Genomic DNA, 25,551 nt, shown 5'->3' on the forward strand with positions numbered 1-25,551 from the left:
GTTACTCCTTGCGGATGGGGATCATCAGGTCGGTCACGCACGCACTCGGCACAGGGTGGCGGGCGGGACTGCGATACAGCTCCAGCGTCGGCCGGTCATCCGGCTCGAAGCCGTAGCTGGGCAGGCAGCGGCCATACAACGCTTGCATCGTCGGTGCGATCAAGGCGTAGGGGCCGATGAGGCGGTGTGAGGCATACAGGCCGCCTTCGATGCGCATCGGCTGCAGGCCGCCCGTGATGGCGCGTGGCGTATCGAGAATGACGCCCGCAAAGTACGCAAACGAGCCGGGCGTTTCCGGATCGCCATAGCAGATGCCGATGCGATCGGGTGCGTCTAGCGACGTGCTCTCGATGCCCAGCGCCTCCCATAGCGCGATGAAGGTCTGGCGGATGGTCGCGATCGGGCCTTCGTGCCGCAGGCACAGGGCGTTCAGGGGCGGCTGCTCGACCAGTTCGAGCGGCGGCAGGCCAGCGGCTTCCGTGGTCGGCACGATCAGTTCCTGCTGCCGGGTTTGAAAGGCGCGCGGGCTGACCCCCGTGAACTCGCGAAACGCACGGGCAAAGGCCTGCGGGCTGCCATAGCCGACGTTGATGGCGACGTCGGTGACGGAGTCTTCCGCTCCGGTCAGGCGCTGGGCCGCCTGCGCCAGCCGTACGCGCTGCACGGTCTCGAACACACCTTCGCCGGTGAGTGCGCGATAGATGCGGTGGAAATGAAACGGCGACAGGTGGGCGACCTCCGCCAGGCTCTGCACGGTGTGCGGGGCGGCGGGATCAGCCAGGATCGCCTCGATCACGCGGGCGATGCGGCGGTGGTAGTCGCGAATGGTGCGGGGTTTCATGCGACAAAGCATAGTCGCCCGGCGTACTGCGCGCGGTGCAGCGATTGCGCAAATGTGCGCCTGCAGCGTTATCGCCCGGCCGTTGCGCGCAGGGTGGTGGAGAAGGTGCGCAGCGCCTTTTTTGCCACCGGATCGGCCACCCGAGAATGCAGCACCACGCTGCGCGGTGGCAGTGGCGGCAGGCCGAGCGATTCGCCCACGTCGATGGTGCCGGGCGGTGCCACGCGCCGGCTGAGTGCGGCGACAGCCAACCCGGCCGCGACGGCTGCGCCGATGGTGCCCACGCCGCCGCCAACAAACACTTCCTGCCACGCAATGCCCGCCGCATCCAGCACGTTGACGGCCATCTCGCGCACGCGGCAGGGCTCGGACTGCGTGGCAAGGTAGAGCGGTTCTCCGCTGCGGTGTTCGAAGTCGGGGGCGGCCATCCAGCCGAAGGGCTCTTCCATGAGGACTTCGCCATCGGTGCGGCGGCTGTCGTGGCGCAGGATCACGGCCGCATCCAGTGCCCCGTCTTCAAACGCATCGAGGATCTCCCGCGAGCTGTCGATGCGGATTTCCAGCGTCAGGGCAGGTTCGGCCCGGCTCATCTGGCGCAGCAGGCGCGGCAGCTCCGCCCCGACGATGTGGTGGCTCATGCCGACCGACAGCCGACGCCGCTCCAACCCGAACGAGCCCATCGCACCCTCATGCGCGGCCACCAGATCGCGTGCCGGCCCGAGAAAGGCGCTGCCGTCCTGCGACAGCCGCACCAGGCGCGGCGTGCGCTCCAGCAGGCGGCGGCCCAGCGTGTCTTCCAGCCGCTTGATCTTCAGGCTCACGGCGGATTGAGTGGAATCCATTGCCTCGGCGGCACGCGTGAAGCTCTTCAGGTCGGCGGTCAGTACGAAGGCCTGTACGGCCTCCAGATCGAGCATCCTCATGGTTCAGTCATTTTGAAATCGAATGATTGAAATATCTTAGGATGTCTTTTTGAAATGAACAACCCGAGGCATGCTGTGAGCACGGTTCATCACCCAACACGGAGTCCACCATGCCCCTCGTTCAAGTGTCATTGCGGCGCGGCAAGCCCGCTGCCTATCACCAAGCCATTTTCGACAGCGTCTATCGCGCCATGCGCGAGACCTTCAACGTGCCGGAGGACGATCGCTTCATGGCGATCACCGAGCACGACGCCAGCACCTTCAGCGTCAGCCCCACGTACTTTGGTATTGCGCGCAGCGACGATGCGATCCTGCTCCAGCTCACCGTCAGCAACACGCGCTCGCGCGAGCAAAAGCAGGCGCTCTATCGCCGCATCGTGGAGTTGCTGCAGGAGAGCCCCGGCCTGCGGCCCGAAGACGTGTTCATCAACCTGGTGGAAGTGCTGCCCGAGAACTGGTCGTTCGGCCACGGCATTGCGCAGTACGTGGCAGACAAAAGCTGAGGTGTCGCATGTTGCTCGCTCACTATGCTCACCATCTGCCCGCCGACTACGACATGGCGCGGCTGCACGTGCGCGCCAGTCAGCGTGGTCCGCTATGGGATGACGCACCGGCCCTGTTCTTCAAAGCGTTTCTGCTGCGGGAGAAAGGGAAGTTTGGCGCGACTGCCAATGAGTATTCGTCGCTCTATCTTTGGCAGCATGACGCCGCCTTCCGTGACTTTCTCGTCAACGGCCGTTACCACGTCGTGACCGAAAGCTTTGGCCGCGCGGCCATCCGCACACATGTGGCATTGGATGCGCGCAAAGGACCATCGAATACGGCGCGCTTCGCATATCTCGAAGAGAAGGACATCGCACCCGATGGAGATCTGACCGATGTCTTCCGGCACGCCATTGAACGCAACCGCGAAGCTGCCGCACTGGCAGGGACGGCGGCGGCCGTTATCGGCGTGGACACAGTGGCGTGGCGGTTGATAAGGGTACGCCTGTCGGAGGTGCCGCCTGCCGACAATGAAACCGCCACGTGCCACCAACTACTGCATCTCGCGCAGCCGCTGCTGGAGACGTTGCCATGACCACGCGCCAGATCCTGTTCGCCTATGTGGGCGGCGTGCTGTGGGGCATGGGGCTCATCGTCGGCGCGGCGGTCACGTTGGCGACCGTCGCGCGCGATGTGCTGCGGGTGCTCAGTCCTTGAGCGAATTGCCCAGCATGTCCAGCAGGAACTGCGAGCCGCGTTCGCGCGAGCCGGCATCGTCGTAGCCATCCAGGAAGGCGCCTTGCTCGGTCATGACGAGGCGTGTGCCATTGCCTGCCTCACGCAGTTCCAGCGTGGCCAACGAGGCCGAGATCTTGCGGTCGTCCAGGTGCATTACGTACGAGTAGACAACGCGTTCGTTGGGGATGACGTCGTGGTACAGGGCCTCGAAGCTCGACACCACACCGCTGTCCCATCGCCCTTTGACGACTTCACGGCCGCCGGGGGTGGCATCCATCTCGCGCACCAGCAGCGTGTAGCCGTTGCCGCCGGCAAACCACTTGGCCTTGGCGGCAGGGTCCGTCAGTGCCTTGAACACGCGTGAGCGCGGCGCATCGTACGTGCGCTCGATGGTGAATGTGGCATGCACGACCGAGCGCTTGATGCCGTCGGCCAGCGGCACGCTTGCGGCTTCGCGCTCCAGCTTGTCGAGGGTTTGCTTCCAGCCTTCGGGCGCACCCTTGATCATCATCTCGGCAATCGGGGCGAGCGGCGTGTGGGTCTGCGTGACTTCCATGCGCGTGGCTTTCGCACCCTCGCCCCCTTCTTCGGCAAACGTGACGACGGTGTGCGCGTTCATCAGCGGGCGGTTGTCGGCATCCACCACGTTCATGTCGATCACCAGGCGCGCATTGGGCACGATCTCGACAAAGTGGCCGCGCGACCAATGGTCTTGCCCCTCGGGCGAGCGCATGCAGACGTCAAACTTGCCGCCCACGCGAAACTCGACCGTCGCGTCCGGCACCGTGTAGTGCGTCGGGCAGAACCAGCGCTTGATGTGTTCAGCAGTGCTCCACGCCGTGAAGACCCAGTCGCGCGAGACGGGAAAGGTGCGTGAGATCACGAGCGGGCGCAGGGTCGTAGCGGTGGGGCTGTCAATGGTCGTCGTCATGCGGGTCTCCTTGGGTTTTGAGGGTATCCAGGTAAGCGCCGAGGCGGTCGAAGTGTTGCTCCCACTCCAGGCGCCGTTGGTTGATCCACTGCTCGGCCAGGCTCAGGGCCTCGGGTTCGATCCGGCAGGTGCGCACGCGGCCCACCTTTTCCGATCGCACGAGACCGGAGTTCTCCAGCACGGACAGGTGTTGCATCACTGCCGGCAGCGAGATGTCGAGCGGCTGCGCCAGTTCGCTCACAGAAGCCGGGCCACGCACGAGCTGGACCAGCATCGCGCGCCGGTTGCCGTCTGCCAGCGCCTGGAAGGCGAGATCGAGAGAAGTGTCATGGTTAAGCATGTTGTTAACTATAGCGACTCTGAATAGTTAAGCAAGTACTTTATCTTTCGGTGGTTGACACGTCGATTTACTTCGCATACAAAGTAAAACACTTCGCATGCGAACTAAATCGATACGATGGACAGCACACCTCAAACCATTCCCGCCACAGACGGCTACCCCCTGGGCGCCACGTTCTGGGCGGCCGCCGGCACGCCGCAGGGCGTGGTCGTCATGCACCCGGCCACGGGGGTGCCGCAACGCATCTATCAGGCCTTTGCGCAGTTCCTGGCCGAACGCGGCTTCCACGCCATTACGTACGACTACCGCGGCATCGGCGCATCCCGGCCGAAGACCTTGCGCGGCTTTGCTGCCCGCATGCGCGACTGGATGCTGCTCGACGCGGAAGGCGTGACGCGCCGGGCGCGGGCGCGCTATCCGGAACTGCCGCAACTGGCCGTGGGGCATTCAGTGGGCGGCCACGGCATCGGCATGAGCGGTGCGGGCTGGGGGCTGGCCGGCGCGGTGCTGGTGGCTTGCCATACCGGCAACTCGCGCTTCATTCGCCAGCGGGGAGAGCGCTGGCGCGTTGAGTTGATTCTGCGCGGCGTCGGCCCGGCACTGGGGCGGTTGATTGGCTACGTGCCCGGCAAGCGCCTGGGCCTGGGCGAAGACCTGCCGGGCGGCGTTGCCATCGAGTGGGGCGCGTGGGCAGGCATGCAACGCTACTTCTTCGATGACCCCACGCTCGGCGCTGTCGAGCGTTTCAACCGCGTAACGAACCCCCTGCTCGTCTACGGCTTTGACGACGATCCCTGGGCCACACCGCCCGCCATCAACGCGTTGACGCAGCACTTCACCGGCACCTGGGTCGAGCGTCGCCAGATTGCGCCGGCGGAGGCAGGCGGTGCCGTCGGGCACATGGGTTTCTTCCGCCCCAAATTTGTCGACACGCTCTGGCCGGGTCTGGCCGATTGGCTTGCCGCGCAGGCAGCGGCTGCACGCGTGCCTGAAGCTGCGGAGGCTGCATGACCGCACCTGATCGCCGCCTCGTCTATCTGATCAACGTCGGGCAACGTCGCCTGCAGCGCTGGATTCAGACGCGCACCGGGGAGGGCGTGACCGCTGCGCAATCCGGTCTGCTGTTCTTCCTGGAGAAGAAAGACGGCGCGCTGATGCGTGAGGCCGGTGCCGCGCTTGACCTCGGGCCGTCCGCCATGAGCGGCCTGGTGGATCGCACCGCCGACGCCGGCCTGATCGAGCGCCGCGCCGATGCCAAGGACGGCCGCGCCTGGCAACTCTGGCTGACACCCGCCGGCCGCGCCGCGGCGGCTGAAACACGCACCGGCCTGACCGAGCTGAACGCACGCCTGACCGAAGGTTTTACCGACGCCGAGATCGACGTCGTCGCACGCTGGCTGACCAGCCTGCAAACCAAGTTCCCCACAGGAGACGAGCAATGAGTGAACCCATCCAGAGTCATATTCAAAGCCATATTGCCGACGGCGTGCTGACGCTCACGCTGGCACGTGCTGACAAGAAGAACGCCATCACCGATGCCATGTATGGCGCGCTGGCCGATGCGCTGGACGCTGCTGAGCGCGACAACACCGTACGCGTGGTCCTGCTGCGCGCCGAGGGCGACATGTTCTCGGCCGGCAACGACATCGGCGAGTTCGCCTCGGTGGCCATGACCGGCGGCAAGAGCGATGGCGAGCGCAACGTCATCCGCTTCCTGCATGCGTTGGCACGCGCTACGCGCCCGCTGGTGGCGGCGGTGCAGGGGCGTGCGGTTGGCATCGGCACGACCATGCTGCTGCATTGCGACTTCGTACTGCTGGCCGACAACGCACAGCTCTCCACGCCGTTCGTCAATCTGGCGCTGGTGCCGGAAGCCGCATCGAGCCTGCTGATGCCCGCGCGACTGGGCCATGTGCGCGCGTTCGAGATGTTTGCGTTGGGTGATGCGGTGAGCGCGCAGTCTGCGCTCGCATGGGGGTTGGCGAACCGGGTGGTGCCGCTCGACAAGCTCGGCGACGAGGCACAGGCGATTGCGCAGCGTCTTGCACGTCAGCCGCTGGGTGCACTGACCGAAACCAAACGCCTGATGCGCGATGCTGAACTGCTCAAGCAGCAGATGGATGTGGAGAGCGCCTCGTTTGCCAGGCGTTTGCAGTCTCCCGAGGCGCATGAAGCCTTCCGGGCGTTTGTCGATCGACGGCCGCCCAATTTCAACGCCGTGGCGCACTGAGCGCGGCGGTGTCTCCTTCGGCGGCCCTGGTCTGGCCGCCTTTTTTCTTTCCGAATGGCCCGATCGACCAAGCTGCGGCCGTGGTCTCCCCACGCACCCTCAGCCCGCATGGGGGCGATTCAAACGCCTGAGCGTGCACTTGCTCTGCACCCCCTCCAACGGGTGCTGTAACAGAACAGTCACGTTGCATTACTACCCTACGCGCTTACTTCACACTTGCGCGTTGTGAAACACGTCCGCACACCGGGCGATGTAGCACGCGTCTCTCACACTGACCGGGTATGGCTGGAAACGTCGCATCGGGTGGTGCGCGGCGGATACTGCCTTGGTGCATCGCGATGATCGGCGTCTGCGTTTTCCATCCTGCCGTGTCTGCCGGCCCTGTCGAGCCGGAGCCGGCCGTCATTGCCGGCGCGCCGCCTCTGGATGTCGAGCGCTGGTTCGACATCGAGCCGCAGCCGCTGCAGCGTGCGCTGGAGCACTACGGTGCTGTCACCGGCATGTCCTTGCTGTATGACAGCGCGTTGACGGCGGGCCGTGCTGCGCCTGCCGTGCGTGGTGCCATGACGCCGCACATGGCGCTGTTGCGCTTGCTGGAGGGCAGTGGCCTGGCCCCGCGCTACACCGGTGCCGACACGCTGGTGCTGCTGCCCGTGCGTTCGCAAGCCAGTGCAGAGGCAAACGAACCCGATACCGCCAACCAGCCGGCACAACGCTGGTACTACGGCCTGATCCAGCACCGGATACGCGATGCGTTCTGTGCGAACCCGATCCTCGCGCAAGGCCGGCACCGCATTGCATTGCGCCTGTGGGTGGATGCGCGGGGCAGCATAGGCCCGGTGCATCTGCTCGATTCCACCGGCGATGCGGTGCTCGATCGACTGGTGGTGAGCGCGCTGCAGGGCGTGTCGGTGGGCGAGGCGGTGCCGGCATCCGTGGCGCAGCCATTCACCTTTGTCGTGATGCCGCGCGCCTCGGGGCAGAGCTGGGGCTGTGTTGCACCGGCTGCGTCCGTCTCCGTCATCTCAGCCGGAGTGCGCCATGGCTGACGGCAGCCGCGCCGTACTGCGCGATTTTCTGGTGGAGCGCTACAGCCACCTGAAATACCTGCTCGCTCGCCGGCTGGGCAACCCGGATCTGGCCGGCGACGCACTGCAGGACATCTGGCTGCGCCTGGAAGGCAACGGCAACACCGATGCCATCGAGCCGGTGCAGAACCCCGGTGCGTATCTCTACCGCATGGCCTTTAACGCGGCGATTGACCAGCAGCGTGCCGAAGACCGTCGCCTGAGCGTGGGCGAGGTTGAGACCATGCTCGAACTGGTCAGCCCCACACCCGGCCCGGCTGAAGTGGCCGAAGCCAACTCCGAGCTCGACGCGCTGATCCGCGCGATGGAGCAGATGCCCCAGCGCCGCCGCGACATCCTGCTGGCCGTGCGCCTGGAGGGCACGCCGCAGCGGGAGGTGGCCGAGCGCTTTGGCATCTCGCTGCGGCTGGTGGAGCTGGAGCTGCAACGCGCCCAGGAGCACTGCGCCGCCAAGCTTGGCCGATAACCATGCGCCTTGGTGCGGCGGACTTTGCCAAGGCAATGGACGTACAAAAGAAATCTTCCGAAAAGCTTGCGGGTTTGTGTGGCGGGATTCGTCATACCGATAAGACCGTCGGAGTGGCGGCAGAGGCAAGCCGTGGCCGTAGAGAGAACGGCGGTATGACAGATGGTTGAACGCATGAAGGCAGCACCCGAACCCCATAAGACGACATTGAAGATTCCGCACACGCTGCGCCGCGATGCGCACGCGTGGGTGCGTCGTCTGACCTCGGGCGAGGCCACCGTGGCCGACGCGCAGGCACTCAAGCGCTGGTGCGATACGAGCGATGCGCACGCCGCCGCCTTTGCCGAGGCACGTCAGTTGTGGAAGGACTTTGGCCCGGCGGGTGAGGCTGTACGGCGTCGCCAAGCCGCCAAGGCGCGCCGCGCGCCCACGTTGGGCCGTCGCGCCTTTCTGGGTGGCGCTTTTGCGACGGCGGCCGGTGCTGCCGTGGCTGTGGTTGCGCCGGCTGGCCTGTGGGGTGCGTTCCCCTCATTGGCCGCAGACCTGCGCACCAAGACCGGCGAGCAGCGCCAGGTGGCACTCGGTGCTGACGTGACGATCGACATGAACACGCACACCAGTGTGGCGCTGCGTCGTGATGCGGGCGCGCTGCATGGTGTTGATCTGCTCGATGGCGAGATCGCCGTCAACAGCGCGCGCGGCGCGGCACAGCCGTTTGTTGTGGCAGCAGGCCCCGGCCGTGCGATTGCCACGCAGGCCAGCTTTGAGGTGCGCAATCTCGATGCGCGCGTATGCGTGACCTGCCTGTCGGGCGACGTGCGTGTGGAAGTGGGCGGCCGCAGCCTGACGCTGGCAGCCAACCAGCAGGTCACCTACGACAAATACATGCTGGGCACCGTTGCGCAAACCGATGTGGCCACCGCATCGGCGTGGCGCAACGGTGTGCTGGTTTTCCGCCAGACGCCGCTATCGGATGTGGTGAGCGAGATCAACCGCTACCGCCCTGGTCATGTGCTGGTGGTGGACGACAAGCTCGCGCGCAGCCGCCTGAACGGGCGCTTCCGTATCGACCGGCTCGACACGGTGTTCGCGCAGATACGTGAAGTGCTGGGTGCCAGCGTGACGGAGCTGCCGGGCGGCATCGTGCTGCTGGGGTAACGTGCGCGAGCATCGTGCATTGCCATATTTCTGTCATTGCGGGTTCGGCTTGTGACCTTCGTCATAGCAGGAGAGGCCGCACGGATGTGAGCGACGCGGCCGCCGTCCGATCGTCCGTTTGCCTCCTGACATGCAGCCGAGCCAGCCCGCCAAGTCCTCTTCCGTTCCGTTTCTGTCGCATCGCCGACGCGCTCATGACAAGCGGCCGGTGCACACGTGGCGTATCAAGCCGCTGGTGCAGGCGGCGGCACTCACGCTGTTGGCGGCGAGTGCGCACGCGCAAACGCGCGCCTTCAGCGGCGCCTGGTTTGCCGAGCGCGGCGCGGCGCAGAACACGGCAGCCGCCACCGGCCGGTTGCCCAACGGCACGCCGGTCGCGCTGATCAACGACCCGCAGCAGCAATCGCAGCAGGCACGTCAGCAACTGCAGCAGTCGCTGGCCAACCTCAACGGCGTGGCGGCAGCCATTGCGGCACAGCAGGCTGCGCAGAATGCAGCGCGGCAAGCCGCACTCAGCGGTTCATCAGATGTGCCCGATGGCCTGGCCGATGGCGGCCTGAAGGTCGACACGAATTCGCTCACGCGCGGTTGGGTCAACGCCAACGCGCCGGTGCAGTCCAACAAGGACGGCCGCGTGAATGTGGCCATCCAGCAGACCGCCGACAAGGCCGTGCTGAACTGGGAGACCTACAACGTTGGCCGTAACACGACGGTGGAGTATCAGCAGCAGTCCAACTGGTCGGTGCTCAACCGCGTGAACGATCCGAACGGGCGGCCCAGCCAGATCCGCGGCCAGATCAAGGCGGACGGCACGGTGCTCATCGTCAACCGCAATGGCGTGATCTTTACGGGCAGCAGCCAGGTCGACACGCGCAACCTGGTGGCCGCCGCTGCCAACGTCACCGACGACCAGTTTCGCAAGGGACTGTACGGTGACAACGCCACGCCCACGTTCACCAACGCAGGCGGCAAGATCAAGGTGGAAGCGGGCGCGCAGATCAGCACGCGTGCGCCGCAGTCCGTTACGCAGGGCGGCGGTTACGTGCTGTTGGTTGGCACTGAGGTGGAGAACGCAGGCACCATTACCACGCCCAAGGGCCAGACGCAGTTGGCCGCGGGTGACAGCTTCATCATTCGCAAGGGCGTGGGCACGGATGGCAACTCCACATCCACCACGCGCGGCAACGAGATCGCGCCGCAGTTCGTGGCCAACAGTACGGCTGGCTATGTGGTCAACAATGGCTTGATCGCCGCCAACCAGGGCGATATCACGCTGGCCGGGCGCGATGTGGCGCAGAACGGTGTGGCCATTTCCACCACCACCGTCAACACGCGCGGCACGATCCACCTGCTGAACTCCGCTACCGACACCAAGGGGCGTGTGACAGTGGGCCCCGGTGCAACCACTGCCATCCTGATCGAACAGGACGCGGCCACGGCACTCGATAGCCAGCGCAACGCGCTGCTGCAGGAGTCCGCCACGCAAGACAAGCTGCGTGCGGACACGGCGCAAGGTGTGTTCGACAACCTTTCGCGCTTGTCAGACCGGCGCGACCTGTCGCGCATCGAGATCGTCTCGGGTGGCGATGTGCTCTTCGCAGACAGCTCGCTGTCGCTGGCCACCGGTGGGCAGATTCAGGTGAGCGCCGCGCGCCGTGCGCTGGTGACCGATCGCGCCAGGCTGGATGTGGGCGGTGCGGTGGGCGTGCAAGTGTCGATGGAATCGAACAACGTTCAGGTGAACGTGCAGGGCAACGAGCAGCGCGATGCACCGGGCAATCGCGACAGCGGCGTGCTGAACAACGCCAACGTATGGATCGACCGACGTCGTCTCATCTACGTGCCGGCCAAGCCCGGCGTGTATGACAAAGACCGTTACTACACCGCCGGCGGTCTGCTGGAAGTGGGGGGCTATCTAGACAATACCGGCCACAGCATCGGCGAGTGGGCTGCGCAGGGCGGCACCATCATGCTGGGCGGCAAGGAGGTCGTCACGCAGCGCGGCTCGTCAATCAACCTGTCGGGCGGCTCGCTTGATGTGCAGACGGGCTTCTTGCGCCAGACGTTCTTCAAGGGGCGTGACGGGCAGCTCTACGATGCTTCGTCAGCACCGATGGACGTGCTCTATACCGGTGTCTACCAAGGCTTTGAAGCTGCGCACCCGCGTTGGGGCAACAAGACCACCGAGTACTTCTACAGCCCGCTGATTGCGCCGCGCCAGAAGCTGGAGAACGGCTACACAGCCGGACGTGACGCGGGGCAACTGATTCTTTCGACGCCCACGGCGGTGGTCGATGGCGACATCGTGAGCGCGGTCTATAACGGCCCGCGCCAGACCCAGGCGCGATCGACGAGTGCCACCGATGGCTACATGCAGGCACAGACCGCGGTGGCCATTCCGGCTACGCTGCGCATTGGCCGCTACGATGGCTACGGGCTTGCTGGCGCGTACGACACGCAGGTGCGCATTGGCGACGTGGCCGCGATTGACCCGATCACGCTCAAGGATGCGCTGTCAGCCGATCGCATCAACACGATCCAACTCGATGCGCAACGCCTGAACGACATGGGGCTGGGGGGGCTTTCCATAGCGTCGCAGGGCAATGCGACCATCGATAAGCGTCTTGCACTGGCGGATGGTGGCACGGTGTCGGTGGCGGCATCGTCCATCGATGTGAATGCCGATGTGGTTGCGCACGGCGGCAACGTGAGCCTGAGCAACGTGCTGCGTGTGGGTAATCCGACCGCGCAACCAACACCGCTGGCCAAGGACGGCAAGTCGCGTATTGCGCTGGCACAGGGCGCAACGGTGGACGTGAGCGGTCTGTGGGTCAACGGCGCGCTTGATCCAGCAACCGTGGCCGGCATGGCATGGCTTAACGGTGGCAGCGTCAGCATGGAGGGTGTGCAGGGCATTGCGCTGACGAGCGGCAGCACCATTGACGTGTCGTCGGGCGCAGGCATTCTTGCCAATGGCAGCGTGCGCGGCGGCAAGGGGGGCAACGTGACGCTCACGGCCAACACGCCGCCCAACGCGCCAGATGTCGCCGACGGCAGTTCGCTGCAACTGGGCAGCACGATCAAGGGCTACGGCGTCAACGGTGGCGGCACGCTTACGGTGGCCGCCGACAAGGTACTGATCTCCAACGGCAGTGGTGCGCAGGCGGGGCAACTGTTGCTCACGCCGGACTTCTTCCGTCAGGGCTTCTCGGCGTACGACGTCAATGGGTATCGCGGCCTGACCGTTGCGCCAGGCACGGCGTTGAATGTGGAGATGCCGGTCTACTTCGTGCCCGATGCGGCGCGCAGGGTCGGCACCGGTGTCCGCCCGGCCGACGTGCTTACGCTCTGGACACCGCCGGTTTACCAACAGGATGCGGTCAACGCCAAGCTGATCCAGCGCGGTGGGGCGAGTCTGACACTGCAATCAAATCGACTTCTGAATCAGTTGGTCGGTTCGCAATTGCAGGTGGGCCAGGGTGCACGCATCGTGGTGGACCCGGGGCAGACGGTGACGCTGCAGACGCCGGGGCAGATCACGATGGATGGGGCGATTACCGCGCCGGGCGGCACGATCAAGGTGCTGCAGATGAACCAGGCCACCGTTAGCCCCGCCGATTACTTCGATCCTCAGCGTTCTATCTGGATCGGTGATCATGCCGTGCTGGATGTTGCGGCGAAGGCGGTGACCGCTGTTGATCAGTTCGGCCGCCGTTACGGTGTGGCAGGAAATGGCGGCACGATCGCCATTGGCCCGAATGGCCCGCGCGCCAATGATGGCATTGAGCCTGCGGCCAACGCGTTCATCATCATCCGCCCTGGCGCCGTCCTGGACGCATCAGGGGCCGGCGCGGTCGTGGATGTTCTGCAAGGGGCCGGCCAGACGTTGCCGACTGGGTTGGTCACGCGACAGGTGGCCTTAGCGGGAGATGGCGGAACCATCGCGCTGGCGTCCTACAACGGTATCCACGCCGACGGCACGATGCGCGCTGCTGCGGGTGGCGCGGGCGCGGCGGGTGGAACCCTGTCGGTCACGCTGGAGACACCCCGCTACAGCACTACGCCTGATAGCAGGCCATCGCCTGACATGGTCGTGCCACGCGAATTGCTGATCGGCGCTGTGTATCGGCCTGCGCTGCCGGTTGACTTCCAGCCCGGCAAGGCGGATCCGGCGCTGGCGTTCGGCAAGACGCGAATTGGCGTCGACCGTATCGGCGCGGGCGGGTTTGATGCGCTGTCGGTCTATGCCGATATGGTTACGTTTGACGGCCCGGTCAATCTGTCGCTGGGCCGCAGCCTGCAGATTCGCAGCAATGCGTTGTCCAGTGCTGATGCAGGTTCCGCTGTACACCTGAGCGCACCGTACGTTCGCTTTGATCAAACCACTGTCAATGCGCTCGGCGGTACGTTGTATCCGATCGTTGGCGGTGGTACCACCGCTGTGACAGAGCGGCTCAAGTTGCAGAATCTCTCGCCGCTTGCCACCAAGGCAGCGCTGACGGTGGATGCAAACCTGATCGATCTGGTCTTCGCCTATGGCGCAGGGGCTTACGGCAGCTTCGATCAACCCATTCCGAATCCGCCGGGGCAGATCGCACGTGCGGGCTTCGGCGCCATGACGTTGAACAGCACCGGTGACATCCGCGTGCAGTCCGGTGGTGGTGGCTCGCGCCAGCTCACGCTCAATGCTGCGCAGGTCTACCCGGTTAGTTCGAACAACGCCCGGTTGGCCGCAACCGAGCGCATCACGCTTGGACGCAGCAGCACAGAGATTCCCAACGTGCCCGACAGCGTCTTCGGGACGCTGTCCGTATTTGCGCCCTCCATTGATCAAGGGGGGATCTTGCGTGCACCGCTGGGCAACTTGTTGCTGGGTACCACGAGCGTGAGTGATCTACCCACGCCGACTAGCCGGGTTCGCCTGCTGCCTGGCAGCCTGACCTCGGTCAGCGGCGCGGGTCTGACCTTGCCGTACGGTGGCACTTCCGATGGGGTGACCTATACCGCCAATGGTGCTCCGGTCTCGGGCGCTGGTTCGATCGACACCTTCTATTCCGGTGTACTGCGTATCAACGGCAACTCGGTGGATGTCGCACCCGGTGCAGTGCTCGATCTTTCAGGTGGCGGTGTCATTGCCGGGGCGGGCTTTATCAGCGGGCGCGGTGGCTCGGTAGATGTGCTAAAGACGCCGTTCATCAACGCCAACCCAGCATTCACGTACAGCGCCCAGAACAACGCTGTCTATGCCATCGTGCCGGGGTATCGCAATGCCTATGCTCCGTTCGATGCCGGCGCGGACATCGCTTCTGCGGGGCGGCAGATCACGATTGGTACCGGCGTCCCGGAGCTGGCTCCGGGCGTCTACACGTTGCTGCCGGCAGCGTATGCCTTGTTGCCGGGCGCTTACCGTGTCGAGCTGGGTCGCACCGGAACCTTGCTACCAACCGTATCGCAGGTGGGCGCCGGAACCTACCTGACAAGCGGTACGCTGGGGACAGCCAACACTGGCGTGCAGGCTGCGCTGCCGACACAGATCATGCTCACCCCGGGCAACGTTGTGCGCAGGCATTCCCAGTACAACGAAACAGGCTATGCTGATTTTGTGCGTGCCGATGCCAACCGCTTCGGCAACCTGCGTCCGCTATTGCCTGCCGACGGCCGGACGTTGCAGCTTCTGTATGGTGCCCCGGCTGATGGTGCGCCAGCGCTGAAATTTGCCGGATCGGCGCGCTTTGACGGTGCCCCGGGCGGCTATGGCGGCTCGTTGATGATAGACGGCTCGCCAATCGGGGGTAGTCCAAACATTGAGGTCACGCCATCCGGCGCCACGCCCACCGCAGGGTTCGTCTCGCTGGATGCCAACGCGTTGAATGCAATTGGCGCACCCCGGATGTCGATCGGGGGAGGGACACAGTTGTTCGATGGCTCGCAGCGCATGCTAGGCGGTAAGGCTGCCTCGGTGACGCTGCGATCGGGGGCTGAACTCAAGGCCCGTGAAGTGCTGCTGATCGCGCAGGCCGGCGGTGTCATTGTTGAGGATGGCGCGCGTATCAGCACGCTAGGACAAGGTGCGGACACACCTTATCCGTCCACCGACGGCTATACGTTTACGACGAAATCAAATCTGTTGGCGGTCTCCAATGGCCAACTCAACGTGACCCAGACAGCGGTGGCGGGGGCATCGAAGGGTATCTCGATTGGTCAGGCCGAGCTGTATGGCGAAGGCTCGTTGCTGTTCTCCACGCAGGGCGCTGGTCAGCTGAAGCTGAGCGACAGCGCACGCTACGGCGCGAAGTCCCTCACGCTGTCGATGTCCAGCATCAACATCGGTGAGCAGACGACACTTGATTCGGCCGCAAGCGTATTGCCCAACGGCTTGCGCTTGAACCAGGCGTTGCTCAGTCGTCTGCTGGCGGGCAATGCGGGTATTGGTGTGCCCAAGCTGGAAAACCTGCTGCTGACGGCATCGCAGTCGGTCAATTTCTACGGCACAGTCGCGCTCAATACGATCGACCCGATGACGGGCAGGTCGTCGCTGGCGTCGTTTGTGCTGAACACGCCGGCAATCTATGGGCAGGGCAACTCCGGCGATGTAGCGACTATCACCACCGACAAGCTGATCTGGAACGGCCTGAGCGATGGCGTTTTACGCTCCGGCAACAATAAGGCCCCATCGAGCCTGCGGCCAGGTGGGGTCATCGCCGGCGGCGCCGGTACGGGTAGCGGCACTTTTAACATTGTTGCGCGCGATGTGGTGTTCGGCTACGGCCCGTTCACGCAACCCGACACGCAGTTGACGCTGGATCGCCTGGCACTCGGCTTCTCCAACTTCAACGTGCAGGCCAGCCAGCGCATCACGTCCAACAATCGCAACACGCTGTCGGTTTACCAAACGCAAGGTGCATATCAACCCACCACGGGGTATCAGTACAGCGGCGGCAACCTTAACCTCGTCACGCCGTTGCTGACGGGTGACTCCGGTTCCATCAACCGGTTCACTGCGGGTGGTGCCTTGACGGTGTCGGCACCGGCTGGTGCCAGCCCTGCCACGGTACCTGGGGATGCGCTAGGTGCAGAGATCGGCTTGAAGGGCGGCTCGGTCAACATTGCCAGTGCCATCGTGCTGCCGAGCGGCAGGCTGACCGTGTCGGGCGATACCGGTGTCGCACTGGGCGATGCGGCGCGTATCGACATGGCAGGCCGTGCTGTGCAGATGGTTGACGTGACCAAGTACAGCAGTGGCGGTGACGTGTTGATCGACAGTGCACACGGCAACGTGAGCCAGGCGGCAGCGTCGCTGATCGACGTGTCTGCGCAAAACAACCGGGCAGGCAGCGTATCCGTCACGGCACTGGATGCCGCGGCAGGCCGGGTCGATCTTGCCGGCACCATCCGCGGCGGCACCAGCGGGCGCTACGACGCTGGTGGTACCGACGTGCTGTGGCAGCCCGGCAGCGTGGATGTGCGCGCGCAGACGCTGAATGATTTCGCGGGCCTGAACCAACGCCTGACGAGTGGCGGTGTGACAGGGGCGCGCAGCTTCCAGATCAAACAGGGCGATCTCGTGGTTGGCGACGAACTGAAGGCCAATACGATCAATGCGTCGGTTGATGGCGGCAGCCTGATCGTCAACGGCCGCGTCGATGCCAGCGGCGAGCAACCGGGCACGATCCGCCTGGCGGCACGCAACGGCTTGACGCTGGGTGCTGGGGCTGTGCTGGATGCGCACGGCACGCGTCTGCGCGTGGACAGCTATGGACTGCCGATCGACGCGCCCAACCGTGGCATCGTCGACTTGCGCGCGACCGACGGGCGTTTGACGCTGACCCCCGGTGCGGTGATTGACGTGCGTGCCGCAGATACCGTTGCGCGCGGCACGGTCAGCCTGAGCGCGCCACGTATCGGCGCGGATACGCAGGGCGATATCGCAATCGACGCAGCAGGCCCGCTGGATATTCGTGGTGCACGCAGCGTGGCGGTGTATGGTTTCCGCCGCTATGACAACGCGCCGCTCGATACGTCGCCGTCCGTGGACGGCAAGCCCAGCCAAGTCATCACGCAAGACTGGCTGGACGGTATTCATGCCGACAGCCAGCGCTACATCAATGCCGCTTGGACGAATGGCGACCTGCAGGCGCGCCTTGCCGGGTTGCGTGCAGCGGGTAGTGCTTACCACCTGCGGCCGGGCGTTGAGATTGTCAGTGCTACGGCGGATGGCAACCTGGCCGTGAAGGGTGACCTTGATTTTTCGGGCTACCGCTACGGCCCCAACGCTGACGCCAATGTGCGCGGTTCGGGTGAGCCGGGTGCGGTGGTGGTGCGCGCAGGTGGCAAGCTGCAGGTGTTCGGCAGCGTGACTGACGGGTTTGCACCGCCGCCTACGACGCCTGACGAGCGAGGTTGGGCACTGACAATGGGTTTGAACCCATATAGCAATGACATTGTCGTGCCACGCACTGGCATCTCCTTGGCCGACGGCACGACTTTCCCCGCCGGGGCAGTGTTGAACTACGACGTGCCGCTCAAACAACTGGTGTTGCCGGCTAACTACGTTTTGCCGGTGCGCGTGACCTTGCGCGCCAACGTGACCTTGCCGGCCGGCACCGTACTGCAGGCCGCAGTGCGCGATTCAACTGGCAAGGTGCTCTACGCGGCCGGAACTGCGCTGCGCCAGGATGCTGTGCTGCGCTCGGGCATGATGCTTGACCCGGGCAGCATCGTTGGTTCGACACTGTCCGTCATGCGATTGACTTGGCCCAAGGGTGTGCCGCTGGCGGTGGCGTCCGGCAAGCCAACGCTGGATGGAGCACTGGCGTTGAAGGTTGGCGCCGTCATTCCGGGGGCAACAGATGTCAAGCTGCCGGGCGGGGTGCAATTCGTCAATCTGCGCGATGTCGTTGGCGGTTCGCAGGGCAAGAACTGGGCTGTTGCATCGATGCTGCCCGGCGGGAGCGATTCGTGGTCCATGCGCTTGGTGAGCGGAGCAGATACACGGGCGGCTGACAGCCGCGCCACGCGCCCGGATGCCAAGCAGAATGGCGACCTTGTGCTGGGCGATGCGCATGGCTCCAGCGATGTTCGCCAGACCAGCGGCGGCTTGTACTGGTTGCCTGGCAACAGTTCAGGAAAGAAGCCCTTCGAGCCTGTGAGCCCGGATGACGAGTTCGGCTGCAACCCGACGTCATGTATCAACCTGCCAGCCGGTGATGTGCTGGTGCCGCGCTTTCCGCTTTTTAGCGTGCTGAGGACGGGTACCGGGGATCTGGACCTCGTCAGCGGCGGCAGCATCGACATGCGCTCGGCATATGGCATCTACACGGCAGGTACGCAGTCCGCTGCCATGCGAAGCAGTGATGGACGCAACCTCTACAACCAGCCGCGTGGTGTCGAGCTGTCCAACAGCGGTACCACTGTGCTGGGGCCGGCCGGCACGGTTTTCGAACCCTTTGTCAACGGGGATCCTGCTACGAGCCTGTATCAGGCCTGGTATCCGGAGCGCGGCGGCAACGTGCTGCTGTCCGCCCAAGGGGCGATCCTCGGTCGTACGCAGGGCCGCACCAACGATGGCTCGGTCCGCTCCAACAACAACCCAGGCGACTGGCTGTGGCGCCAGGGCGGTGCGGAATCGGGGCTGCCGACTGCCTGGTGGGTGAATTTCGGTACCTATGTTTACCCGATTAATGGCACTGGTGCACCGTCACCGACCAGTGCCAGCGCGTTGACCCCCTTCGTTACGGGTTTCACCGGCATTGGTACGCTCGGCGGGGGCAACCTTCAGGTGACGGCCGGAAGTGATGCCGGCATGCTGTCTAACCCGAACGCCGGTGCGATGCCAGCCAGCCAGGCATTGAACCTCGGCATCGCAAGTACTGGGCGCCTTGGCGCGGATGGCAAGCTGGTGCTGACCGGTGGCGGCGATCTGCTGCTCCGCGTTGGTGGGGCGATCAACCCGATCGAGCGGACATCTGCCGTGGGCAGCGTGAGCCAGGATAGCAGCGGTGTGCTGACCAACCTGCGCGGCAATATTCGGGTCGATGCAGGATCGATTGGACGTCTTGATCTGACCTACGGAAAAACAACGACCAGCGACCCGCGCGGTGTCGATAGATTCGCTGCCAACGATGCAACGCCATTCGGTGGGGTGGTGGTGGTACCGGGCGATGCCAATGTCGATCTGTCCACGCGCCGCGATTTGGTGCTGAGCGGTGCGGCCGATGCGGGCCGCCTGGTGCAGCCGGTCGCCACGCCCTATCTGCCGACAGTGGGCGGCGTGCTTGCCCCTCAACCCGGCGGTGGTTACAGCTGGTTCTCGCTGTGGACCGACCGGACCGCGCTCAATCTGTTCTCGGCAGGCGGAAATCTTGCGCCGACCACACAAACCGCTGCACCGGCCACCACTGCGACGGATGTGGGTGGGGCAACGGACAGCCGCTTTGTCTATCCGGGTACGCTGCGTGCCGTTTCGGCGCGAGGCGGCATCTACTACGGTGCTGGCCAGGATCTGTCGACTTCGCTGGTGCTGGCGCCGTCGCCGAGCGGTCAACTGGAAATCCTCGCCAATGGGTCGTTGTATGCAAACGGCTACGCGATCAGTCAGTCTGGCGCTGCGCAATCCGCGCTGGCCACGCCATTCCACCCGGGCTTCCGAGGCTACGCGATTGGAACGCCGGGCCCGCTGGTGAACAACACCAGCCCGGAGAGCTCGTTGCCGCGAGGCGTTGACGGCACGCCTCTGTTCACGTTTGGCGCGGATACTGCATCAGGCGTGCTGCATGCTAAGGACACTAAGCCGGCGCGGTTCTATGCCGTCAATGGTGACATCGTTGGCCTGCGCACGGGCGAGATTCTGGACTTCACGCGCGGTGGGACAGATTCGTCTCCGAAATCGCAGTCGACGTGGTATGTCGCGGCAAAGCCGGTGTGGATCGTTGCGGGCCGAGATATTGTTGGCGCGGGCACGCCACCGGGAACTTCGACGAATAGCGGCTGGGGCCCGACCTCCACCGGCAACCTCCTCCTCAACAACAACCCTAACGACATCTCCGTTGTCTCCGCTGGCCGCGACATCCTGTTCGGCAACTTCCGCGTGGCCGGCCCTGGCACGTTGGAGGTCACCGCCGGCCGCAACCTGTATCAGGCGGACAAGGGGTTGCTGGAGAGCATCGGCCGTATTGGCACCGCGATCTCTGTCAGTCCGGACGATCGCGGCAGCGGCGCAGGCATCAGCGTAATGGCAGGCGCGGGTGCAGCAGGCGCGGATTTCACGACGTTTGCACGTCGCTACCTCGATGCAGGAAATCTGGTCAACCCGAGCGCACCGCTGGCCGACCAGACGGGTAAGGTCGCCAAGACGTACGAGAAGGAGTTGCTCAACTGGCTGCAGGCCCGCTTTGACTACAAGGGCACGCAAGACGGTGCACTTGCGTTCTACCTGGGCCTGCCGCCCGAGCAGCAACGCGTGTTTGCGCGCTCGGTGTACTTCAACGAGCTGCAGGCGGGCGGGCGTGAGTACAACGACCCCACCAGCCGACGTTTCGGCAGCTACCTGCGTGGGCGCCAGGCCATTGCATCGCTGTTCCCGGATAAGGATGCGCAGGGCCGACCGATCCAGCGCGACGGCACCATCACGATGTTCGGCCCCTCGGGCATTCGCACGGACTTCGGTGGCGGCATTCAAACGCTCACGCCAGGCGGCAAGTTGATCGTCGGTGTGGAAGGGCTGGCTCCGCCGGCCACGTCGGGCCTGCTCACACAAGGGGCAGGCGACATCCAGATCTATTCGAAGGACAGCGTGTTGCTGGGCCTGTCGCGCATCATGACCACGTTTGGCGGCGGCATTCTGGTGTGGTCGGCAGAAGGCGATATCAATGCGGGGCGCGGCTCGAAAACGTCGCTGCTCTACACGCCACCGCTGCGTGTGTATGACAACGCGGGCAACGTCACGCTGTCGCCGCAGGTGCCGAGTTCGGGTGCGGGCATTGCCACACTCAACCCGATTCCGGAAGTGCCCCGCGGCGATGTGGACCTGATCGCGCCGTTGGGCACGGTGGACCCCGGCGAAGCGGGCATCCGCGTGTCGGGCGATATCAACGTGGCAGCACTGCGCGTCGTGAATGCGGCCAACATCCAGGCGCAAGGCGAGTCGCGCGGCATCCCGACGGTGGCGCTGGTCAACGTGAGTGCGCTCAGCTCGGCCAGCGCGGCGGCCAACTCGGCCACGCAGGCGGCGCAAGACGTGATGCGCCAGCAGCAGGCCGCAGCGCGCAATGGGCTGCCGTCCATCATCACCGTGCAGGTGCTCGGCTACGGCGGAGCATGCGGTGGCGAGAACGGCGACGGCGCGCAGAAGGCACCGCCGCCCGAGCGTCAGGACCGCAGCAGCTACGACCCTGGCAGCGCCTTCCAGATGATCGGAAATGGTGATCTGACCGAGCGCCAGAAGATGCGGCTCACCGCTGCCGAACGCAAGAACCTGTGATGCCGTAAGCGGGCAGCAAGCGTTCTTCATCACGTCGTCATCGCGCAGTCATACATCGCGCGATGCTCTCTCACTCTGCGGCGCATCCAAACATGTGGATGCGCCGCAGAGCCCCTTCCCATAAGGCTTGATGGCGTGTGTTCGATCACGCGATGCCGTGTCGCGCCTCGCTTCATGAAGCTTGCGTGACATCACAAAATGTTTGCGGATTTGCATTTCAGCAAACGTCATTCCTGTGAAGACCGACGGCTGGCCAACGACACAGTCGCACGTCGCACAACACACGAATGAATGCCGAATCGGCACCGAGCCAACGCATGTCCCAATTCAAACAACGCCGCAAACAACGCAGGTCTGCGGGGAGTGTCCGGCTGGCGATGCTGTCGCTGCTGATGCCGGGCGTGGTCCTGGCGCAAGAGCCACCGGCGCCCGTTGCCGCACCGGTTGCAGCGCCGTCTTCCGAGGCTGCATCGCAACGCAAGGTCAACATCAATGAGTACGTCGTGCGCGGCAACACCACGCTCGACATCCGCACCATCGAGAAGACCGTCACACCGTTTCTTGGTCCGGATCGCACGCTCAAGGACATTGAAGACGCGCGCGCCGCACTGCTGGCGGTGTATCAGGCCAAGGGCTATCAGTCTGTCTATGTGGATCTGCCAGAACAGCAGGTGACGGGCGGCGTGGTGATCCTGCAGGTGAACGAAACACGTGTGGGCCGCGTGCGCGTGACGGGCGCCGAGTACACCTCGCCGCGTTTGGTGCGTGAAGGCGTGCCTGCACTGCAGGAAGGCAAGGTGCCGGATTTCACGCAGGCGCAGACGGAGCTGTCGACGCTCAACCGGGCCGATCGCCAAGTGATTCCGGTGGTGCGTCCGGGGTCGGTGCCCGGCACGATGGATGTCGACCTGAAGGTGGACGACAAGTCGCCAGTGCACGCCAGCATCGGCCTGAACAATGACCGCAGTGCCGAGACGCGCCCGTTGCGGATGACGGCCTCGGTCAGCCACGACAACCTGTGGCAGCTCGGGCACCGTGCGTCGCTGTCGTTCTTTGGGGCACCGCAGGATTTCAGCCAGGCGCGTGTGTGGTCGGGTGCATACACCGCACCGATTCCCGATACGAACTGGAGCCTGGAGTTCTCGGGCTACAAGTCCGACAGCAACGTTGCCACGACGGGCGGCACCAGCGTGCTGGGCAAGGGCCACGCCGTGGGCGTGAAAGCCAACTACGTACTGCCGACGGCGGGTGCGTGGTGGCAACAGATCGGCGTGGGAATCGATTTCAAAGACAACGCCGAGAGCCTGCGCTTTGGCAACACAAGCGACCACGTGCCGCTCAAGTACGCGCCCATCTCGCTGTATTACACGGGCTATCGCCAGAGCGAGCGTGACACGCTCAGCCTGAACCTGAGCGCCACTGCCGGTACGCGCAGCCTGTTCGGCTACGGCAGCGATGAGCGTGCATACGACTACAAGCGCGTGAACTCGCGTTCGAGCTTCCTCGCTTTCAAGGCTGACGCCACCGAAACGCACACCTTCCAGGGCGGTTCACAAGCCGTGGTGCGTGTGGCAGGGCAACTGTCGGATTCGCCATTGGTTTCCAGCGAGCAGTTTGCCGCCGGCGGCATGAGTAGCGTGCGTGGTTACCTGTCTGCGGAAGCGACGGGTGACTACGGTGCGCTGGCTTCGTTCGAGTGGCGGACTGCGCCGTACACGAAGTTCGCGCCCGCACTGGACGAAGTGCGCTTCTACCTTTTTACCGATGCCGCCTACCTGCGCTTGCGGCAGGCGCAGGTGGAGCAGGCGAGCAGCTTCTCGCTCCTCTCGCTTGGCTTTGGCACCAGTTTCAAGTTGACCGACTACGTGCGTGGCCGCCTGGAGTTCGGCTATCCGCTGCGCGACGGCCCCAGCACGCGTGCGCACACGCCGCGTGTGAACTTCAGCGTGAACGCCAGCTATTGAACGCGCTATCGCGCCACGTCTAACCGCTTACCTGCTTTGTCTTCGGAGAGTTTCTGCCATGCGACGCATTCTGTTTCTGCTCACGTTGCTGAGCGCCTTCCTGCCCGGCACCGCGCTGGCGTGGTGGCAGCCTGATTGGGCCTATCGCAAACCGATCACCGTGGATGCGGGCCCGCAAGGCGGTGCACTCAAGAGCGATGCCGGCCGCACGCCCGTGCTGGTGCGCCTGCACACCGGCAACTTTAGCTTTGACGGCACGAGCGAGAACGGCGCCGACCTGCGCTTTGTTGCCGCCGATGACAAGACCGTGCTGAACCACCAGATCGAGCAGTTCGACCCGCTTCTGGGCATCGCGCTGGTGTGGGTGGATGTGCCGACAGTAACGACCGGCGCGCCGCAACGCATCTGGATGTACTACGGCAACCGCAAGGCGCCGGCATCGGGCAACGGCCAACTGACTTTCGACCCGGACTACACCGCGGTCTATCACTTTGGTGAGACCGGCGCGCCGCCGCGTGACACGACGGCCTACGGCAACCACGCGCAAACGCCCGTCACCACGCTGGATGGTGCGGTGATCGGCAAGGGTGCGCAGTTCAACGGCACGCCGCTGATGCTGCCGGCGTCCCCATCGTTGACCACGCAGGCCAATGGCACGTTCACGGTATCGGCGTGGGTGCGGCCTGAGAAGCTGGCGGCAGGGCAAGTCATCTACGCACGCCGCGATGGTGCCAACGAGTTTGTGCTCGGCGTGGACAACGGCGTGCCGTTTGTGCAGGTGAACGGCCAACGCAGTGCACCTGGCCAACCGGTGCGTGATGGCCAGTGGTCGCACGTGGCGGCTACCGCGGATGAGCAAGGTGTGCATCTGTATGTCAATGGCACGGTTGCGGCCACCTTGGAGGCACATCTGCCCGCGCTCAACAGTGCGGCTGCCGTGGGCGGCGATGCACCGGGTGGCGCGGGGTTGAATCCGTTCAACGGTGCCATTGATGAACTGCGCTTGTCCAAGACGGCTCGCCCGGCGGGCTTGATTCAAGCCGATGCCATTGCACAAGGTGCCGAATCGCGCTTGGTGTCGATGGGCCCGGATGAGCAGCAAGCCGGCAAGAGTCACTTCGGCTTCATCCTCGCAGCCATGCCAGTCGACGCGTGGGTGGTGGTGTGCGTGCTGGGCCTGATGATGGCCGGATCGTGGGCCATCATGATCACCAAGAGCCGCTACTACAGCACGGTGTCGCGCGCCAACGCACGCTTTATGGTGGTGTTCCGCGAGACGGCGGGCACGTCGCTCGATTCGCTGGTGCGCGGTGGCAAGGTGGGCGCTGATGTCCGACAGGATTCCTCGCTGTGGCGCCTGTACGAGATCGCCATCCGTGAGATGCAGTTGCGGCATGAGCGCGGCTTCGACATCAACGCCGTTTCTGCTGCCACCATCGCCGCCATTCGCGCCGCCATGGAAGGCGTGATGGTGCGCGAGAACGAGCGCATGGCGCGCCGCATGAACTGGCTGTCCACCACCATTGAGGGTGCCCCGTACGTCGGCCTGTTCGGCACGGTGATCGGCATCATGCTGGTGTTCGTGGTGGCGGCCATGGCTGGCGCAGTGGACATCAACTCGGTGGCGCCGGGCATGGCTGCGGCACTGCTGTGTACCGCGGCTGGCCTGGGCGTGGCCATTCCCGCGCTGTTTGGCTACAACTGGCTCGCCTCGCGTTCCGACGCCATTGCAGCGGACATGGCCGTGTTCGTGGACGAGTTCGCCACGCGCCTGGCGGAAGAGCACGGCGATGGTCGCGCCACCGTTGTACTGGGCGATACCGCGCCACGTGCTGCACACGCAGACCACCGCGCCGACACGTCGGGCGGCGGCTTTGTGGCCAGTCCGGCCGCGCCGCACCGCGAGTAAGG

16 protein-coding genes are annotated in these 25,551 nt (G+C 64.7%); 12 read left to right on the forward strand and 4 right to left on the reverse strand.

The features are described 5' to 3' along the window. Position 1: 1 nt before the first annotated feature. Together F7R11_RS21695 and F7R11_RS21700 are read right to left on the reverse strand one after the other, a co-directional pair. Positions 2 to 841, reverse strand: coding sequence for an AraC family transcriptional regulator (locus F7R11_RS21695; protein WP_064807937.1), 840 nt, complete (start codon positions 839 to 841; stop codon positions 2 to 4). A gap of 68 nt (positions 842 to 909) precedes the next feature. Then, positions 910 to 1,764: a LysR family transcriptional regulator gene (locus F7R11_RS21700; RefSeq protein WP_064807935.1), complete on the reverse strand. Its 855-nt coding sequence runs from the start codon at positions 1,762 to 1,764 to the stop codon at positions 910 to 912. A 110-nt stretch (positions 1,765 to 1,874) separates the two neighbouring features. Between F7R11_RS21700 and F7R11_RS21705 the strand changes: the two genes are divergently transcribed. From F7R11_RS21705 to F7R11_RS27445, 3 genes are read left to right on the forward strand one after another with little or no spacing between them, the layout of a single operon-like run. Then, on the forward strand, positions 1,875 to 2,267 hold the full coding sequence (locus F7R11_RS21705) for a tautomerase family protein (protein WP_064807933.1): 393 nt from the start codon (positions 1,875 to 1,877) through the stop codon (positions 2,265 to 2,267). Positions 2,268 to 2,275: 8 nt separating this feature from the next. Further along, on the forward strand, positions 2,276 to 2,842 hold the full coding sequence (locus F7R11_RS21710; protein WP_064807930.1) for a DUF4865 family protein: 567 nt from the start codon (positions 2,276 to 2,278) through the stop codon (positions 2,840 to 2,842). After that, complete coding sequence (locus F7R11_RS27445; protein ID WP_257784471.1) at positions 2,839 to 2,964, forward strand: hypothetical protein; 126 nt, start codon at positions 2,839 to 2,841, stop codon at positions 2,962 to 2,964. Before F7R11_RS21710 ends, F7R11_RS27445 begins: the two co-directional genes overlap by 4 nt. Here the strand turns inward: F7R11_RS27445 and F7R11_RS21715 are convergent. After that, the gene (locus F7R11_RS21715) at positions 2,954 to 3,916 is read right to left on the reverse strand and encodes an SRPBCC family protein (RefSeq protein WP_064807928.1); all 963 of its coding nucleotides are present in this window, start codon (positions 3,914 to 3,916) and stop codon (positions 2,954 to 2,956) included. The two genes, F7R11_RS27445 and F7R11_RS21715, sit on opposite strands and share 11 nt — an antisense overlap. Beyond that, complete coding sequence (locus tag F7R11_RS21720) at positions 3,900 to 4,256, reverse strand: ArsR/SmtB family transcription factor (RefSeq protein ID WP_021193578.1); 357 nt, start codon at positions 4,254 to 4,256, stop codon at positions 3,900 to 3,902. The genes F7R11_RS21715 and F7R11_RS21720 overlap by 17 nt, the downstream gene beginning before the upstream one ends. 117 nt (positions 4,257 to 4,373) lie before the next feature. Here F7R11_RS21720 and F7R11_RS21725 point away from each other — a divergent pair, with 117 nt between their 5' ends. From F7R11_RS21725 to F7R11_RS21765, 9 genes are all read left to right on the forward strand, one after another. After that, positions 4,374 to 5,267 carry an alpha/beta hydrolase family protein gene (locus tag F7R11_RS21725; RefSeq protein WP_064807926.1) on the forward strand — a complete coding sequence of 298 codons (894 nt, stop codon included), beginning with the start codon at positions 4,374 to 4,376 and terminating at the stop codon, positions 5,265 to 5,267. Continuing rightward, the gene (locus tag F7R11_RS21730) at positions 5,264 to 5,698 is read left to right on the forward strand and encodes a MarR family winged helix-turn-helix transcriptional regulator (RefSeq protein WP_064807924.1); all 435 of its coding nucleotides are present in this window, start codon (positions 5,264 to 5,266) and stop codon (positions 5,696 to 5,698) included. The genes F7R11_RS21725 and F7R11_RS21730 overlap by 4 nt, the downstream gene beginning before the upstream one ends. 8 nt (positions 5,699 to 5,706) lie before the next feature. Beyond that, entirely contained in the window at positions 5,707 to 6,486 is a 780-nt protein-coding gene (locus tag F7R11_RS21735) for an enoyl-CoA hydratase (protein ID WP_104577587.1), read from the forward strand. 368 nt (positions 6,487 to 6,854) lie between these two features. Then, positions 6,855 to 7,535 carry a TonB C-terminal domain-containing protein gene (locus F7R11_RS21740; protein WP_167317178.1) on the forward strand — a complete coding sequence of 227 codons (681 nt, stop codon included), beginning with the start codon at positions 6,855 to 6,857 and terminating at the stop codon, positions 7,533 to 7,535. Continuing rightward, positions 7,528 to 8,040, forward strand: coding sequence for an RNA polymerase sigma factor (locus F7R11_RS21745; protein WP_021193583.1), 513 nt, complete (start codon positions 7,528 to 7,530; stop codon positions 8,038 to 8,040). The genes F7R11_RS21740 and F7R11_RS21745 overlap by 8 nt, the downstream gene beginning before the upstream one ends. 174 nt (positions 8,041 to 8,214) lie before the next feature. Further along, positions 8,215 to 9,198 carry a FecR family protein gene (locus F7R11_RS21750; protein ID WP_064809083.1) on the forward strand — a complete coding sequence of 328 codons (984 nt, stop codon included), beginning with the start codon at positions 8,215 to 8,217 and terminating at the stop codon, positions 9,196 to 9,198. Between the two features lie 130 nt (positions 9,199 to 9,328). Then, on the forward strand, positions 9,329 to 21,676 hold the full coding sequence (locus F7R11_RS21755; RefSeq protein WP_064807918.1) for a filamentous haemagglutinin family protein: 12,348 nt from the start codon (positions 9,329 to 9,331) through the stop codon (positions 21,674 to 21,676). A 317-nt stretch (positions 21,677 to 21,993) separates the two neighbouring features. After that, positions 21,994 to 23,640 carry a ShlB/FhaC/HecB family hemolysin secretion/activation protein gene (locus tag F7R11_RS21760; RefSeq protein WP_082932988.1) on the forward strand — a complete coding sequence of 549 codons (1,647 nt, stop codon included), beginning with the start codon at positions 21,994 to 21,996 and terminating at the stop codon, positions 23,638 to 23,640. 58 nt (positions 23,641 to 23,698) lie between these two features. Continuing rightward, positions 23,699 to 25,549, forward strand: a complete 1,851-nt coding sequence (locus F7R11_RS21765) for a DUF2341 domain-containing protein (protein WP_082932944.1) — start codon at positions 23,699 to 23,701, stop codon at positions 25,547 to 25,549. The last annotated feature ends 2 nt before the right edge of the window (positions 25,550 to 25,551 follow it).

It is taken from the genome of Ralstonia insidiosa (genome assembly GCF_008801405.1).
Classification (GTDB): domain Bacteria; phylum Pseudomonadota; class Gammaproteobacteria; order Burkholderiales; family Burkholderiaceae; genus Ralstonia; species Ralstonia insidiosa.